Source organism: Microcoleus sp. B6-A1, assembly GCF_036705085.1.
Classification (GTDB): Bacteria; Cyanobacteriota; Cyanobacteriia; order Cyanobacteriales; family Microcoleaceae; genus Microcoleus.
Window position 1 is genome coordinate 181,714 of record NZ_JAUBTU010000001.1, and the last position, 15,235, is coordinate 196,948.

Annotated in this window: 12 protein-coding genes and 1 pseudogene; 6 read left to right on the top strand and 7 right to left on the bottom strand. The window is 45.3% G+C overall.

Features of this window, described 5'->3' with window-relative positions; all coding sequences use genetic code 11:
- Nucleotides 1-35 precede the first annotated feature (35 nt).
- Both QUB11_RS00715 and QUB11_RS00720 read right to left on the bottom strand, forming a co-directional pair.
- A complete protein-coding gene (locus tag QUB11_RS00715; RefSeq protein ID WP_333198839.1) occupies nt 36-1,103 on the bottom strand; it encodes an FAD-dependent oxidoreductase in 1,068 nt (355 codons plus the stop codon).
- Nucleotides 1,104-1,167: 64 nt separating this feature from the next.
- Nucleotides 1,168-1,920 carry a methyltransferase domain-containing protein gene (locus QUB11_RS00720; protein ID WP_333198841.1) on the bottom strand — a complete coding sequence of 251 codons (753 nt, stop codon included), beginning with the start codon at nt 1,918-1,920 and terminating at the stop codon, nt 1,168-1,170.
- A gap of 462 nt (nt 1,921-2,382) precedes the next feature.
- Between QUB11_RS00720 and QUB11_RS00725 the strand changes: the two genes are divergently transcribed.
- Together QUB11_RS00725 and QUB11_RS00730 are read left to right on the top strand one after the other, a co-directional pair.
- A complete protein-coding gene (locus QUB11_RS00725; protein WP_333198843.1) occupies nt 2,383-3,228 on the top strand; it encodes a YaaW family protein in 846 nt (281 codons plus the stop codon).
- Between the two features lie 43 nt (nt 3,229-3,271).
- Nucleotides 3,272-4,750 (top strand): O-antigen ligase family protein, encoded by a 1,479-nt coding sequence (locus QUB11_RS00730; protein ID WP_333198845.1) that lies wholly within the window; start codon nt 3,272-3,274, stop codon nt 4,748-4,750.
- Nucleotides 4,751-4,896: 146 nt separating this feature from the next.
- Here the strand turns inward: QUB11_RS00730 and glmS are convergent, their stop codons facing one another.
- The 4 genes from glmS to QUB11_RS00750 form a co-directional block, all read right to left on the bottom strand.
- Nucleotides 4,897-6,819 carry a glutamine--fructose-6-phosphate transaminase (isomerizing) gene (gene glmS / locus QUB11_RS00735; RefSeq protein WP_333198847.1) on the bottom strand — a complete coding sequence of 641 codons (1,923 nt, stop codon included), beginning with the start codon at nt 6,817-6,819 and terminating at the stop codon, nt 4,897-4,899.
- Nucleotides 6,820-6,979: 160 nt separating this feature from the next.
- Nucleotides 6,980-7,225: a photosystem I iron-sulfur center protein PsaC gene (gene psaC, locus QUB11_RS00740; RefSeq protein WP_015175986.1), complete on the bottom strand. Its 246-nt coding sequence runs from the start codon at nt 7,223-7,225 to the stop codon at nt 6,980-6,982.
- Between the two features lie 598 nt (nt 7,226-7,823).
- On the bottom strand, nt 7,824-9,035 hold the full coding sequence (locus tag QUB11_RS00745) for a chloride channel protein (protein ID WP_333389414.1): 1,212 nt from the start codon (nt 9,033-9,035) through the stop codon (nt 7,824-7,826).
- A 690-nt stretch (nt 9,036-9,725) separates the two neighbouring features.
- Entirely contained in the window at nt 9,726-10,631 is a 906-nt protein-coding gene (locus QUB11_RS00750; RefSeq protein WP_333198851.1) for a CoB--CoM heterodisulfide reductase iron-sulfur subunit B family protein, read from the bottom strand.
- A 543-nt stretch (nt 10,632-11,174) separates the two neighbouring features.
- Here QUB11_RS00750 and acpP point away from each other — a divergent pair.
- The 4 genes from acpP (at nt 11,175) to QUB11_RS00770 (ending at nt 14,959) form a co-directional block, all read left to right on the top strand.
- A complete protein-coding gene (gene acpP / locus QUB11_RS00755) occupies nt 11,175-11,429 on the top strand; it encodes an acyl carrier protein (protein WP_333141880.1) in 255 nt (84 codons plus the stop codon).
- A gap of 97 nt (nt 11,430-11,526) precedes the next feature.
- Complete coding sequence (fabF, locus tag QUB11_RS00760; RefSeq protein ID WP_333389415.1) at nt 11,527-12,780, top strand: beta-ketoacyl-ACP synthase II; 1,254 nt, start codon at nt 11,527-11,529, stop codon at nt 12,778-12,780.
- A gap of 164 nt (nt 12,781-12,944) precedes the next feature.
- On the top strand, nt 12,945-14,252 hold the full coding sequence (locus QUB11_RS00765; RefSeq protein ID WP_333389417.1) for an AAA family ATPase: 1,308 nt from the start codon (nt 12,945-12,947) through the stop codon (nt 14,250-14,252).
- The gene (locus QUB11_RS00770; protein ID WP_333389418.1) at nt 14,240-14,959 is read left to right on the top strand and encodes a DUF4276 family protein; all 720 of its coding nucleotides are present in this window, start codon (nt 14,240-14,242) and stop codon (nt 14,957-14,959) included. Before QUB11_RS00765 ends, QUB11_RS00770 begins: the two co-directional genes overlap by 13 nt.
- 135 nt (nt 14,960-15,094) lie before the next feature.
- Here QUB11_RS00770 and QUB11_RS00775 read toward each other — a convergent pair.
- A pseudogene (locus tag QUB11_RS00775) lies at nt 15,095-15,235 on the bottom strand (photosystem II q(b) protein); the annotation flags it as partial.

A 15,235-nucleotide genomic window follows, 5' to 3' on the forward strand; every position in this document is an offset into this window, starting at 1 on the left:
CTTTGGTCTTTTTCGATACCTTAACTGTAGCCATATTACCAATTTAGGCTTGAATCTAACGGCAAATCCTGCAACTGAGAATTCACCCAATTAGCTGCCGCCCAACCCGATCGCAAAGCACCCTCTATTTGACCTTCCCCGCACAAATCCCCCGCACAAACCAGCGGCAAATTCCCTTCCACAGCCAAACAAGAAACAGGCAAAGGATTTCGACAAAAAGCATAGCGCCAGCGGTGAACCTGCAACCATTCCGGCTGTTTCAGCCAAGGGATTAAATATTCAGAAGTGCGATCGAGCAATTCTTGACCAACAGTTTCCAAATCAGCAGCTTCCAAATAGCGTTCTGCTAAATTTGCGCTGCTATGAACCACAAACACCGGCAGCAGCGGATCGAGCCGTTTGCTGCTATCTAAACCAACCCAAGCTAAATCAGAATTATCGGGAAAAGAAACAGATTTCCACTGCGGATTTAGATTACTTAAATCTTGCTGTTTTGCCGCAGGATAGCCAGCCATAACCGTAATGCAAGGCTCGTACTCCACAGAACGCAATTTGTCAAGAAAATCAGATTGAAAACCGATTTCCGAACTCAAAAACATTAAAGCTTGAGGTGCAGGAATTGCCACAACCACAGCCTTAGCAATCAATTCTTGAGGTATCTCTAAATTGCTGTCAGTGACTTCTAGGGAAAGACGCCACCTTTGGTTATCTGTAGTAGAAATAGCTTGTACGCGGCGGCCAAACCAAATCTCTAAATCCTGGGCCAAATACTTACCGATAGCATTCATACCCGCAGGTGCGACATAACAAGAACTAGGAATAGCAGAAAGTTTTCCCTGTCGAAATTCCCAGACAGTATCAGTCCAGAGTTTGAGGATGTGCCGATCGACCAAAACCTCAATTAACCCCTGCACCGCATCCCCCTGCGGTTCCAGATACCGCGCCCCGTGATCTGCCCTAGTACCATGTACGCGGCGGGTAGCAACACGTCCCCCCGCACCGCGAGATTTCTCAACAACCGCCACAGAATAACCAGCTTGACGCAACCGTTGAGCGCAACTGAGCCCCGCCATACCCGCACCAATCACCGCAACATCGAACATAATTGGACTTTCAGATACATTACTTACCGGACTTTTTCTAAGAAATAAGTTTTCAGCTGATTTCTTAACTTGCAGTTAATTTGCGATAGCAACGAGCGGTGATTAAATGATGGTGAAAAACCTCGATAAAATTCGACTGAAGTTTAGTAAAAAATGTGTTTATTTTTTGCGGATCTTCTAAATGAAAAGGGAATTCTTGATTAAAACCTTTAAAAAAATACCAGTTAAGGATAATCTTCCCTGACGGAGCCAGCATTTGGTGAAAATCCATCAATTGCTGACTGGGATTGACTAAATGTTCCATCACATCTAAACAAACAATCGTATCGAAAATCTCTGTAGGAGATACTTCCAGACTACACGAAATTTTCTCACTCAATCCTAACTTAGCAGCTCGGCTTTGAACAAAATTGCAATTTATCGGGTTAAGATCGCAATAGACTACTTGTTCTACTTGAGGACAAAGAGCTGCTGCAATAGCATGAGTGCCAATACCGCCGCCAAAATCTAAAACTCGACCGGCAGCCATATCTGATATTAATGTTAAAGTGCCTCCTATGTAATCCTGATTCGACATATGCCAAGCTCCGAGGTCAAATAGGTAAGCTTGTCCGACTCGATCGCGATAAAACTCGCTAGCTTTTTCCCAATCAAAATCCCGATGACCTATTTCTTTTAGAGATTGTTGACCGATAGCCAGCTCTTGTTCAATTGTTTCTAAGTCTAAGTTTAAAAAATCCTGTAGATGCTGCTTGAGATTGAAAGTATCTTGCCAATATCCCTGCAAAAAAGACGGTGCGACAGAAGAAGACATCATTTACTTTGTTCTAAAAAAACCAAACTCATTATAGGATTAACTGACATTTTTGAACAGAAGTACACTAAATTATTTTTCCTTTGTTTATAGCGAATAAAATAGTGGGGGTTCAGGGCGCCGGTTTGACTCCTCAAGCTGCGGGGTTGCAGACGTACCCAGGGGTTCCGGGTTGGCTGTTGGGCATCTAAATTGTATTTTTAGGAGCGGCGGGACACCAAACTTGACTGTAAAATTTAGATGCGCGTCCGCAGATCAATGTAGCTGCTGAGGTTATAGCTTCTAGCAGTCGGATCTTCTGTGCAAATCCTGCCGCTCGTCCTGCGCCAGGTAGTAGAATAAGGGACAGCACGAATCCATGATTAAGACCCGATAAAAAATGCCACTGTAGGTAAATCCTAAATCCCACTGGTTGTCAACCAGCAGCAATCTAAAATCTAAAATCGTATACGGGAGGGCAAAATTTTGGACGAACTCAGAGCAGCACTCGAATTGACAACAGAAGAAGAATTGCAGCAACTAACAGAACTTCTGTTCAGCCGCAAGTTTAACCCTTTAGATTACGTGCAAACCCCCGCACCGATAGATGTACAAAGTCGCGATCGCGAAGCATGGCTCGACGCCGTAGAACAGCGGTTTCGCTATCTTGCAGCCGACGGGTTGACGGTACTCAGAGGGCGAACCCAACAAGTAACTTACAGACAAGCACTAATTCAAGTTTGTCGCTATCTCAAAATCCCTTATCCCAGACAGTTGTCAACCACCGACTTAGAGGCAGAAGTATTTCTGCACTTAATGGGTCGCGCGTGGAAGCGTTTACCTGCAGACGAACAGCAAGCGCTGACACTGCGCGTACAGCGAGCGATCGTTGATTCTAAACTCTCAGAACCCCTGCCAATTTCTGCAGAAAAAGACCCGCTGGGTTTACTGTTCAAAGGCGGCAGCGCTTTAGCTGTTAGTTCCATCTTAAAACCAATGCTGCTCAAACTAATGGCCAATCAATTTGCGCTGCATTTTGCCACCTATCAAATGGCAAAACAAGGAGTGCTTGCAGGCACTGCAACTGCAGCAACCCAGTTTCAAAATTATGTCGCAATTCAGGCGGCGCGGCGCGGTATGGCGGTGAGTGCGGCTCGTTACGGTGCGACGCGGAGCGTATTTTCGTTGATAGGCCCGGTGATGTGGACTTGGTTTTTAGCGGATTTGGGTTGGCGATCGATTTCCACGAACTACGGCCGCATTATCCCGACCATTTTTGCCCTAGCTCAAATACGCTTGACGCGATCGGAATGCGTTTGGGAACTAGCTTAACGATTGTAGATTGTAGATTTTAGATTTGAGATTGGGAGTGTGGGTGAATATCAAAAATCGGTTGAAATTAGCTGCCAAACTGACAGCCGAAAATCTCAAGTCTCGCCTCCAAAAACATCCAGATCCCCGCCTGCAAATCCCTTGGAATTTAGCCCAAGTGGGGATGCTGATTTTTCCCTTAATTCCGATTTTGGGAGCTTTAGGTTTATTCCTGGGATTGGCCGGCACTTGGAAGCAAAAGTTCCGTCAAATTAGTCGCCGCCCGTTGAATCGAGGATTTGCAATTGTGAGCGCGTTGCTAGTCATCACAGCGGTTTTTGCCCACAACCGCATCGAGGCTTTTATAGGGTTGTACAATTTCTTGCCGTTCTTTATATTGTTTGTCGCTTTTAGCAGTTTAATTCAAACTCTGCCTCAATTGCGGCAATTGTCTTGGGTGATTGTAATTAGTTCAATTCCAGTGATAATTTTAGGTTTGGGACAGCAATTTTTAGGCTGGAGCGGCATCGATCAATTGCAGCCTGTTTTTGGCTGGGTACTCGAACCCCAAGGCAATCCCCCCGGCCGTATGGCTTCTGTATTTATGTACGCAAATATTTTAGCTTGCTATCTGACAATTGCTTTTATTTTAGCACTGGGACTGTGGATGGGAGAAGTCAGTTGTCAGTTGTCAGTTGTCAGTCGTCACCACTTACCAATGCCCAATGCCCAATGCCCAATGCCCAATGCCCAATTCCTATTTTTAAGTTTGGCAGTGATCGGAAATGCTGTTGCTTTGATTTTTACTAATTCTCGCAATGCTTGGGGAATGGCAGTTTTGGCAGTTTTGGCTTTTGCATTTTATGTGGGTTATAAAAAATTATTAGCTGCCGTTTTGAGTGTCGCTAGCACAGTTTTTTTGTCTGCCTTTGGCCCCGAACCTTTACGGCAGTATTTGCGAATAATTGTCCCTGCTTTCTTTTGGGCGAGACTCACCGACGAGATGTTCCCAAATCGACCGACAGCTACTTTAAGAAAAACTCAGTGGGAATTTGCTTGGTCGATGACTCAGCAGCGTCCTTGGACTGGTTGGGGATTGCGAAATTTTACGCCTCTCTATCAAGCTCAGATGCAAGAATGGCTCGGTCATCCTCACAGTTTGATGCTGATGTTGACTGCGGAAACAGGGATACCGGCAACGGTTTTGTTGTTTGGTTTAGTTGGCTGGGTTTTGGCTAGAGGTGTTTTACTGCTGGCGAATTGGCCGCTTTTTACTGCGGATATCAAACACGAGGAAATAGCCACACAGAAAGTAGCGGAAAATGCTTTAGTGCTCAATCAAAAATCTATAATTAATAGCAAAAATCAGGTGGTTTGTCAAGAGGTAAGAGCGACCGATCGCCTAATTTTTTTCAGTTATTTATTAGCCTTCGCCGCCTGTACGCTTTTTAACACTGTAGATGTGACGCTGTTTGATTTCCGAGTCAATACTACAAGCTGGTTGCTGTTAGCCGCAATTTGCGGAGTCAGCCAGAGGGAATAGGGCATCGGGCATCGGGCATCGGGCATCGGGCATCGGTTATTGGTTATTAGAACGAACAACCAACAACCAACAACCCACTAATGACTAATGACTAATGACTGCTGACTAATGACTACTGACTAATGACTAATGACTAATGACTTCCTTTATTCTACCGTCACCGACTTCGCCAAATTTCGTGGCTGATCCACATCCAAACCCCGACGGGCTGCAATGTGATAAGCCAACAATTGCAGCGGAATCACTGTCACAATTGGCGACAATAATTCATCCACCAAAGGCACCGGCAAAACGTGGTCAAAAATCTCGGCTTCCGCCACACCTTGCTTGGGCGTGACGCCAATTAAACGGGCGTCGCGGGCCTTCGCTTCCTGAGCGTTGGAAAGCACTTTTTCGTAGACGCTTCCTGGCATGGCGATCGCCACTACAGGCACTTTCGCATCCAAAAGGGCGATCGGGCCGTGTTTCATCTCTCCCGCCGGATATCCTTCGGCGTGAATGTAGCTAATTTCCTTCAGTTTCAGCGCCCCTTCTAACGCAATCGGAAAGTTTATGCCCCGCCCCAAAAAGATAAAATCTTGGGTGTCTGTAAACTGGTGGGACAATTCCTCCACATACTGTTCTTGAATCTCCAAATACTTCTCAATTTCCGCTGGCAACTGGCGCAAACCAGTAATAATTTCTGCCAATCTTTCAGTGCTGATTGTTTGCCGCTGGTGCGCCAAATCCAAAGCTAAGAAATAGAATGCCATTAACTGAGTAACAAAAGTTTTAGTGGCAGCAACACCGATTTCTATACCAGCGTGGGTATTGATCACGTGGGGCATCATGTGGGCGATCGAACTTTCAGTCCTGTTAGTAATGCCTAGCATTCTCGCCCGAAATTTATCGGTAAAACCCGCGCGGCGCTGCTGTTCCATCCCCAAAGCAGCCAGCGTATCCGCCGTTTCTCCCGACTGAGTTACCCCAATAGTTAAAGTATTTGCTGTCAGCGGTGCGGGCGCGTAGCGGTATTCAGAAGCGTACTGCACCGCAGTGGGAATATTAGCTAATTGTTCCAACAAATATTTGCCGATTAGCGAGGCGTGCCAGCTCGTTCCGCAGGCGAGAATGGAAATTTGTTCGACATCAGCGCAAAGTTCTTTGGGCAAGTTGAGATTGATGGGAGAGCGCGGATTTCCTGGCTGCCAATCGCTGTCTAAATAAGCCTCCAAACAAGCTCGGACTACGGCTGGCTGTTCATAAATCTCCTTGTGCATGAAGTGTTTGAAGCCTTGTTTTTCGACTAAAACCGGACTCCAACCCAGGATGCGCGGGCTTTTTTTCAGCCTTTCCCCTGCAAAGCTGTAAACTTCGACTCCCATCGAAGTCAGTCTTGCCAATTCGCCATTTTCCAAAGACAAAACAGTGCGGGTGTGAGATACTAAGGCCGGCGTATCGGAAGCGCAGAAAAATTCGCCAGCACCAAAGCCAATCACCAAAGGAGCTTGCTGTCTGGCGACAATTATTTCCTCTGGAAAATCTGCACAAATAACGGCGATGGCAAAAGCTCCTTCTAATTTATTTACCGCCTTTAAAACTGTTTCCAAAAACGATAAATCAGCTACTTTTTCGGTTTTTTTATCTTTTCCTTCTTCCTTCTCCCTTCTTGCTTCTTTAAAAAATTCAGCTATTAAATGAGGAATAACTTCTGTATCCGTATCCGAGACAAATTTATGTCCCTTTGCTTTCAATTCTTTCCGCAACTCGCGATAATTTTCGACAATTCCATTTTGAACTACCGCAATTCGCCCGCTATTATCTAGGTGAGGGTGAGCGTTATATTCTTCTGGTTTGCCGTGAGTGGCCCAGCGGGTATGTCCGATGCCGATGGGAGCCGGAGAGTCTATCTCTGCTAGCTTTTCCCGGAGGTTGTGCAATTTGCCCTTGGCTCGGATGCAGGTAATTTCTCCTTCCGAGATGGTAGCGAGGCCCGCTGAATCGTAGCCCCGGTATTCTAGTTTCTCCAATCCTGCTAGCAAAATCTCGCTTGCTGCTTGCGTGCCGATATAGCCAACGATTCCGCACATTTAACGTACTACTCCTGCTTAGCGATCGCAATAAAACTCAAGTTTTATCATTTTTACCTTCTTCCGGCCCCAGAATGCAGATTCCGCGACAAAAAAAGAGGGGGCAATTTAATCGCCCCCTCTTTGGTACCCGTAATTCGATCGGCGTGTCGATCGATATTTAGTAGGCTAGACCCATACTGCGAGTGGTTTCGGCTCCCAGGTAAACCCGGATGCTCAGAAAATCGGTGGGGCAAGCAGTTTCGCACCGCTTGCAGCCTACACAGTCTTCGGTGCGGGGAGATGAGGCAATCTGAGCTGCTTTGCAGCCATCCCAGGGCACCATCTCCAAAACGTCAGTCGGACAAGCGCGGACGCATTGAGTGCAGCCGATGCAAGTATCGTAAATTTTGACTGAATGAGACATTGAATAAAGGCTCCCAACGAGTCACTAAAAATTTGCTGCCTCTGCGAATTAACAGATTTGACGGTGAGGTGCCACCGCTATAGCCTGCACAGAGAATTAAAGGTTAGTCTACCGCAGTGCCTGGAAGCACTTCGCGAAAAAGCGACAAAACTTCACAGTTATTCACGCTGGGACTCTTATAGAACCCATTTGGGATTTATTCATTTGCCAACCGTTTCAGCATCACCCTGATGAAATACAAATTGAGTTTGGCAGTAGGATTGGTGAGAGTGGGCTCAAAGTTCTTGACCAAACTGCGATGATCTTATCCGGGTGATACCCCTTACCCTTGCAGAATGGTAATCTTCGGAATATTGACGGGTCACAGTGTGAAAATAATCGAGGTTGTGACTCAACATTTCAATCAAGCCACAGTCATCGGACCCACTGGCTTTTGTGCAATGGGTAAAAAACGGCAGGCTGACTGGTATCAACGGCTAGATGTTGTTTGATGCCATTGGTGCATTTGTAATGGCAGAAGCCTTTAGACTCGACACTCGCAAAATGCACCTATTTTTCACCGCTACACCGAGCTATTAGAGGAATTCTAGCCGTTTGGTTAATCCACTTTACGCTGTGAGCTAATGAAGGGAGATCGGGGAGCCAAGAAGAAGCCCACGAGACTAGCGAAGAGAATCGGTGTAAAAGTGCTAAATCCTGTCAATTTTGCCAGTAGCAGAGTTGTACTAATTGGAGTTCGAGTAACTGTTGAATTCAGAGCAGCCATTACACAAATCATTGCCAAAGTCTCGTTGGATGCGGGATTAATGATAGCGATTGCCTTTCCTAAACAGGCTCCTATAAAAAACAGTGGGATGATAATCCCTCCCCGCCAGCCTCCATTTACGGTCGTACTAATGGCAAACACTTTAGCAATAACTAAAATCAAGAGAAATTCCAAAGGAAAGTTTCCCTCAACAATTTTTTCAATTTGATGTTCACCAAAGAAACGAGTGAGCGGAAATAAAGCTGATAAAACACCAAGTCCTAGCCCTGCTAAAGTAGTCCGCACATAGATTGGACTGGGTATGGCATCAAACAAGCGACCTACACCGCGAAATATAGCGATAAAAAGCCACCCCATGAGCGCACCTACGATTCCATAAGCAATCGCTGCGCCAAAGTCATAAAGGCTGTCCACATTGTATTGAGGAAAATGCCAGGTAGGACCAATTCCTAGCTGGGTAATTGCTACAAAAATGGTGTAACTTGCACAACTTGCCACGACCGCAGGCAAGATTGCTTCAAAATACTCCACAACATTCTGATGATGCAGGATTTCTAAAGCAAAAAAAGTACCACCCAAAGGAGCACCGAACAAAACTGTAAAACCAGATGCCATGCCAGCAATACTCAAAGTTCGTAGTGCCTCTCCGCGCAATTGAAAGCGATCGGCTAACCACGTACCAATTGAACCTGTTACTTGCACCATTGGTGCTTCTGGACCCGCACTGCCTCCACTTGCAATACTGATTAGCGACGACAGAATCATCGAAGGATTCTCGTTCATTGGTAACCGCCCACCATTGAGATGAATATTGTCAATAATCAACCCTATTTCGCCAGGATTTCCCAGCCAATGAATGAGCAAACCGATGAGTAAACCCGCAAGCGGCATGATGATTAGTAGAGAATGTCCACTAAAATATTCAAATCCCACCATCATGTAAGACAAAAATATCCAATAACTTGCACCAAACAAACCACACATGATTCCTAGCATTGCCCATAGGAATACCGAACGTGTGAGATTTACTGGGTTTCGTTTCATTGTTTACTCCTTGTCAATAGCTAGGCAGTGAGGAAGTCTTAAAAAACTATTTTGTGTAATTGTATACAATTTCTGTGATTTGCATATTAACCTACCAGCCCCACACTTGCTTTTGAGTGTAGATCCGGGCTACGGTATGCGGTCTAGCAATCGCAGTCTCACAAGGGCTGGCAACGGAACTGAGGCATAGGTTATCAGTGGTCTAACCGCCGTGCAACGCCGTTCGCTGAAGCCCTGGCCGTTAGACCGCTTCATCTCTTGGTGGTGTCAATAGCTTAAAGAACCTATTTGGGATCTCTGATGACGAGCTAAGATCACCAATAAATGGCATTGTCGAGCAACTTAACCGACAAAGAGTGAGAACTCCCCAGCGCTATTGCTGCCCCACAAGAAGAAGACTAGACCACCTCTGGGGACAAAAGGACAAATTTAGGACTTACCCACCGGGGATCAGAAACCGGGTTTTTTTACGAAAAAACAAAGGTTGTGACCCGCAGATTCGGTAAAAAACCCGGTTTCTTTGGTATGTGTGCGTCCAGGACTGATATTGTGGACGGTATCTTCTATCAACTCAAGAGTGTATAAGCGCGATCGAGCCTTCCGCTAGCACTCGGGTATAATTCCGATCTAACGGGATTTGAAATGAGAAAGGACTAAAGCCCTTACTACAAACCCGCGCAAATCGATCGACTAAAAGCCTAATTTTTCTAACACGGGCTTAGTTGAAACAATATGTCGATCGAGTCCTAGTTTTTTCGGTTCCACACCCAAAGCCAAAGCCACCAATTGCGGTAAATGCAGCACCGGCAAACCCAATTTGCGCCCGATTACTTTTTCCACCTCCGGCTGCCGGGAATCCAAATTTAAATGACAAAGCGGACAAGGTGTTACCATACAATCAGCCCCATTGTCAAGAGCATCTTGAATATGTTTGCCTGCCATCTGAAAAGATTGGTTAGTGGCATAACTCGCCAACGGCCAGCCGCAGCACTGCGTCCGCCCTCGATAATAAACCGGAGTTGCCCCGATCGCCCGAAACACATTTTCCATCGATTCCGGTTGGTGCGGGTCATCGTAAAGCAGCTTATCCTGAGCTCGCAGCAGGTAGCACCCGTAAAAAGACGCGCACTTCAAACCCGAAAGCTTGCGGGTGACTCGCTTCTGCACCTCGTCGAGCCCGTAATCTGCAACGATCGCCCACAACAGATGTTTCACCTCGGTACTGCCTTTGTAAGGCGAACAGCCTTGTTTTTCCAGTAAACCGTTGACTTTTTCTATGTAGTTGGGATCGGTTTTCTGAGATTCCTTGAGGCGATCGTCCACATGACCGATTACCCCTTGACAAGTGCTGCAATGCGTCAGCAAAGGCAGATTCAGTTCCTCAGCCAAAGCAATATTGCGAGCGTTGACAGTATCTTCGAGTAACTGCGAATCTTCCTTGAAAGTGCCAGAACCGCAGCAGGAAGCTTTCTTTAGTTCCACCAGTTCAATCCCCAACGCTTGAGTCAGCGCTTGGGTAGACAGGTAAAGTTCACGGGCCGCCCCTTGGGGAACGCAACCGGGAAAGTAAGCATATTTGAGATTTGGGGATGGCATAATTGTTTCTGCAGGGGACACAAGGTTCGGGACAAGAAACTTGAGCGATCGAAGTCGGGAGGCTTCCTGCTTAGTTTTCCCTCTTTATAATTAACGTATCACCGCCTAGCTAGGAGCCAATTGTCAGCTTTTCTCAAGCATTTTGAGTTGAAGACTGACAATCAAGCATCCAGGATACCCGCCACGTGATTCATTCCGAAAGCAGACTCAGGACCGGTGAAATAAAAAACCTGTATCCGAGAAACTTGCCCTCCGAATTTATCTCGCGCAAGTCCTAGCTTCAATCTAAAATCTAAAATCTAAAATCTAAAATCGATTGACGCACCATCGACCCAAAATTCCGGTTCCTCAACGTTATCAGGTTGCTAAACGAGATGATTGATTGTGGGCTATGGGTTTTTTCCTTAGTCGTAGGGTTGCTGCGATCGTCCGTGTCCCAATTGTCCCTGGCCCGTGTCACTTAGAAAAGCGGCCAGCCTTTGTCCTGCAGATCCCCCTTTCGGATAAGATTAGATACGCAGCAACCAATGAGGACACGATGTTATGAGCCAAGACGACATTTTGACTAGAGTCCAGAAAATTGTGAAAGAGCAACTGGAAGTCGAGCTGAGCGAAGTCAAGCCCGAAGCCAACTTTGCTAACGATTTAGGAGCAGATTCCTTAGATACAGTAGAGCTGGTCATGGCCTTGGAAGAAGAGTTTGATATTGAAATTCCCGACGAAGCAGCCGAAGGAATTACTACGGTTCAAGCTTGTGTAGATTACATCAGCAGCCAACTTGCAGCTCCAAAAGCATAAAATACCTGTCTTTTCCCCTAAGAGGAGAGAAGTTAGAAAACTGGAAACTCCTCTTTTGTTCTGCGTTCTGGGTGTTTAATTTTTTGAAACTGAAATCATGACAAATTTAGAGCGTAAGCGCGTTGTTATCACGGGTCTCGGCGCGATTACACCGATCGGCAATACCTTGTCTGAATATTGGGACGGGTTGCTTGCCGGGAAGAATGGTATAGGCCCGATCACCTTATTCGACCCGTCGCGGCACGACTGCCGCTTTGCCGCAGAGGTGAAGGGTTACGACCCACACGACTATTTAGAGCGCAAGGAAGCAAAGCGGATGGATCGCTTTGCTCAATTTGGGGTATCAGCGAGCAAACAAGCTCTTGCTGATGCGAAGTTTGAGATTAACGACCTGAACGCAGAACAGGTGGGTGTCATTCTTGGCACTGGCATTGGTGGCCTGAAGGTTTTAGAAGACCAGCAAGAGATATATCTGAATCGCGGCCCCGATCGATGCAGCCCGTTTATGATTCCCATGATGATTGCGAATATGGCCGCGGGCCTGACGGCGATTCACACGGGCGCTAAAGGGCCAAACTCTTGTACGGTGACGGCCTGCGCTGCCGGGTCAAATGCCGTGGGCGATGCGTTTCGCTTAGTTCAGGGGGGTTACGCCCAAGCAATGATTTGTGGCGGTACAGAAGCTGCGGTGACACCTTTGTGCGTGGCGGGTTTTGCTGCGGCGAGGGCGCTTTCGACTCGCAATGATGACCCGACTCATGCTTCTCGTCCGTTCGATCGCGATCGGGATGGTTTTGTCGTCGGCGAAGGTGCTGGCATTCTGATTCTAGAAGAAATGGAACACGCTCTGGCGCGTGGCGCGAAGATTTACGCAGAAATCGTCGGCTACGGTTTAACTTGCGATGCGTATCACATGACTTCTCCAGTACCGGGGGGGAACGGTGCGTCGCGCGCGATGGCTTTAGCGCTCAAGGATGGGGGTTTGACGCCGGATCAAGTGAGCTATATCAACGCTCACGGTACGAGCACGCTTCCCAACGATTCTACTGAAACAAAAGCGATTAAGCAGACTTTGGGAGACCACGCTTACAAAGTAGCAATTAGTTCTACCAAGTCGATGACCGGCCATCTTTTGGGCGGTTCTGGGGGCATTGAGGCGGTGGCGACGGTAATGTCGATCGCCAATGACAAAATCGCGCCGACAATTAATCTGGAAAATCCCGATCCTGAGTGCGATTTGGACTATGTTCCTCATACAAGCCGCGATCTAAAAGTTGATGTGGCGCTGTCGAATTCTTTTGGATTTGGCGGCCACAACGTGACTCTGGCATTCAAGAAGTTTGTTCAGTAACGGGTAATTTGAAAATCGAGAGTTAAAAGGTGAAAAATTAATTTTTCACCTTTTAATTTTTAGATTGGGCGATCGGCTATTAGCTGTAGGTGCAAATTTTAAATTATTGTAGGGTAGGCATCTTGCCTGCCCTAACCTTTCTGAAGTATAACCGGAGCGATCGTATGAATCAACCAATTCTTCGATTTTTGACAACCAAGAATTATAAAAATCTACACTTAGATCCATCTGTAAATTTAAACAACCTTAATATATTTATCGGCTCAAACGGTTCAGGCAAAAGCAATTTTATCAGTTGTTTAAAATTTTTAAAAGATTGCCTAATAGCTATTCCCGATGAAAATCGCGGCGTGAGTAGTTTTGAGGATGCTATTTCTAAATTTGGCGGTGATAAAATCTTAGATGTCAATGTTGAAAGTCCGGCAAAGGTCAGTATGGCCTACTGTTTTTCGCAAATTAACCAAAGTGGTAATCTTCAAAAAGACAGCGCAATTCTTGATTTCAAACTTTATACCGATCGAGAAAAAGTAAGGGCGAGCATCTCTGAAGAATATCTATATGGCGGAGAAGATTTGCAGGAAACTTCCAGCAGGCAACCTTTCTATTACTATAAATTGCATAACAGAGAATTAGGGCAAGGAGTTTTATCTGTTTACAAGTCTCTCGGTCAAGAGCCAACTCAGTTTGAACCTTTAGATAACATTCCTACCAATTCTTTTGGTTTGTTGACAATTCCGACACTGCTTGAAAATAGTCTATTACCACCAGAAACTACACCTATTTACAAAATTAGAAGAGAATTAATTGAATTTATTTCAAAATGGCATTTTTATAATGCCAATAACATGAATTTGAATTCAATTAGAACCGCCGAACCTAAAATAGGTGGAAGTGATATTTACTTATCTGCATCGGGAGATAATCTGCCTTTAGTCTTGTACAATTTAAACCAAAAATCTATCAATTTTGAAGATAGCATTAACGAGGCAATGAAGTCCATCCTGCCAAAAACTCGTCGCCTTAGAGCTTTACCTTCTGGTCGCCTATCTCTCACTGTAGAATGGTATTTTGAAGGTATTGATGATGAAGCATTCTACCTAAATGAAATGTCGGATGGAACTGTCAGGATGCTTTGTTGGGCAACTATATTACATTCTCCACTCCTTCCTTCTTTGATAGTCATTGATGAACCTGAATTAGGATTGCACGTCTCGTGGATGCCAATTTTAGCTGAGTGGATTAAAAAAGCTGCCACCAGAACTCAGATAATTATTACCACACATAGTCCCGACCTTTTAGATCACTTTACCGATCGTTTAGAGAATGTTCTTTGTTTTTATCCCGAAAACAGAACGTATTTCTCAGTCAAATCTCTTTCAAAAGAACTGCTGGAGCCAAAACTTGAAGAGGGATGGCAATTGGGCGACTTATACCGTGTTGGCGATCCAAGCATTGGAGGATGGCCGTGGTAGTGTGGGTTTTCTCTGGTGGCGGTGAGGCTGAGGTTAGAGGATTCTTTCCTTTTTTAGAAAAAACTTTTCCGGGCTGTAGATTTGAACGAAAAACACCAGTTCGTCAAAAACCTGGCCCTAAAGCTAATAAGGCAAGTAGTTACGGCAGAACAGGTAAAAGTTTAATCGAACAAATCAAGCAAGAATTGCCTATTGCCTTAAAAGCAGAACCAAATAAATGCGACTTAATTTTAGTTTTCGATGATTTGGATTGTCGTGATTCTCAGATACAAAAATCAAAAATATTGACAGAGTTATCAAAAATACCCGAATGTGCTGAAATCGAAAAATTTGTTGGGTTTGCCGCGCCGGAAATCGAAGCTTGGATTATTGCTGATTGGAATAATTCAATAGCTAAACATTCAGATTTTAGAGCCAGACATAAACGTATGTGTTGGTGGCTGAGTACAGAAAAAAAAGTTTCTTTTGAGAATCCCGAATCATTTAGTGAATATGCTCCTCAAAGAGATTGCTGTCGAGAAAAACGATCAAAAGCTTTAATTGAGTCAAGTGTTCAAGATGAGGTCGATCGCGATAAAGCACGCTTTTCTAAAGGAGATCATACACCTTTGCTATTGAGGGAAATCGATCCAAATGAAGTCCAGAAAAAATGTCCCTTATTTCGCGAACTCTATAACTATCTCAATAATTTTTGTCGTTGTCCATAAAGGGTCAGATAAAAATTTATTTAGGTAAACTGTAAGCCAACTTTTGCAAAGCATTAGTAGTGTTAAATTAGATTTTCCCCAAACAAAAAGCGCCCCTATTTCTAGGAGCGCTATTTGTCAATCAAAAGCTAAAACTTAGCCATTGATAGAAGGAGCAACCAAAGCTACAGGAGTTGTTTCACTAGCAGCCAAGTCGAGAGGGAAGTTGTGAGCATTGCGCTCGTGCATTACTTCCATACCCAAGTTAGCGCGGTTGATGACATCAGCCCAAGTATT

Excerpts from the sequence above, each read along its gene's own strand:
- QUB11_RS00715 (WP_333198839.1), bottom strand. The coding sequence starts at position 1,103 with ATGTTCGATGTTGCGGTGATTGGTGCGGGTATGGCGGGGCTCAGTTGC.
- QUB11_RS00720 (WP_333198841.1), bottom strand. The coding sequence starts at position 1,920 with ATGATGTCTTCTTCTGTCGCACCGTCTTTTTTGCAGGGATATTGGCAA.
- glmS (WP_333198847.1), bottom strand. The coding sequence starts at position 6,819 with ATGTGCGGAATCGTTGGCTATATCGGCACGCAAGCAGCAAGCGAGATT.
- psaC (WP_015175986.1), bottom strand. The coding sequence starts at position 7,225 with ATGTCTCATTCAGTCAAAATTTACGATACTTGCATCGGCTGCACTCAA.
- QUB11_RS00745 (WP_333389414.1), bottom strand. The coding sequence starts at position 9,035 with ATGAAACGAAACCCAGTAAATCTCACACGTTCGGTATTCCTATGGGCA.
- QUB11_RS00750 (WP_333198851.1), bottom strand. The coding sequence starts at position 10,631 with ATGCCATCCCCAAATCTCAAATATGCTTACTTTCCCGGTTGCGTTCCC.
- acpP (WP_333141880.1), top strand. The coding sequence starts at position 11,175 with ATGAGCCAAGACGACATTTTGACTAGAGTCCAGAAAATTGTGAAAGAG.
- fabF (WP_333389415.1), top strand. The coding sequence starts at position 11,527 with ATGACAAATTTAGAGCGTAAGCGCGTTGTTATCACGGGTCTCGGCGCG.
- QUB11_RS00765 (WP_333389417.1), top strand. The coding sequence starts at position 12,945 with ATGAATCAACCAATTCTTCGATTTTTGACAACCAAGAATTATAAAAAT.
- QUB11_RS00770 (WP_333389418.1), top strand. The coding sequence starts at position 14,240 with ATGGCCGTGGTAGTGTGGGTTTTCTCTGGTGGCGGTGAGGCTGAGGTT.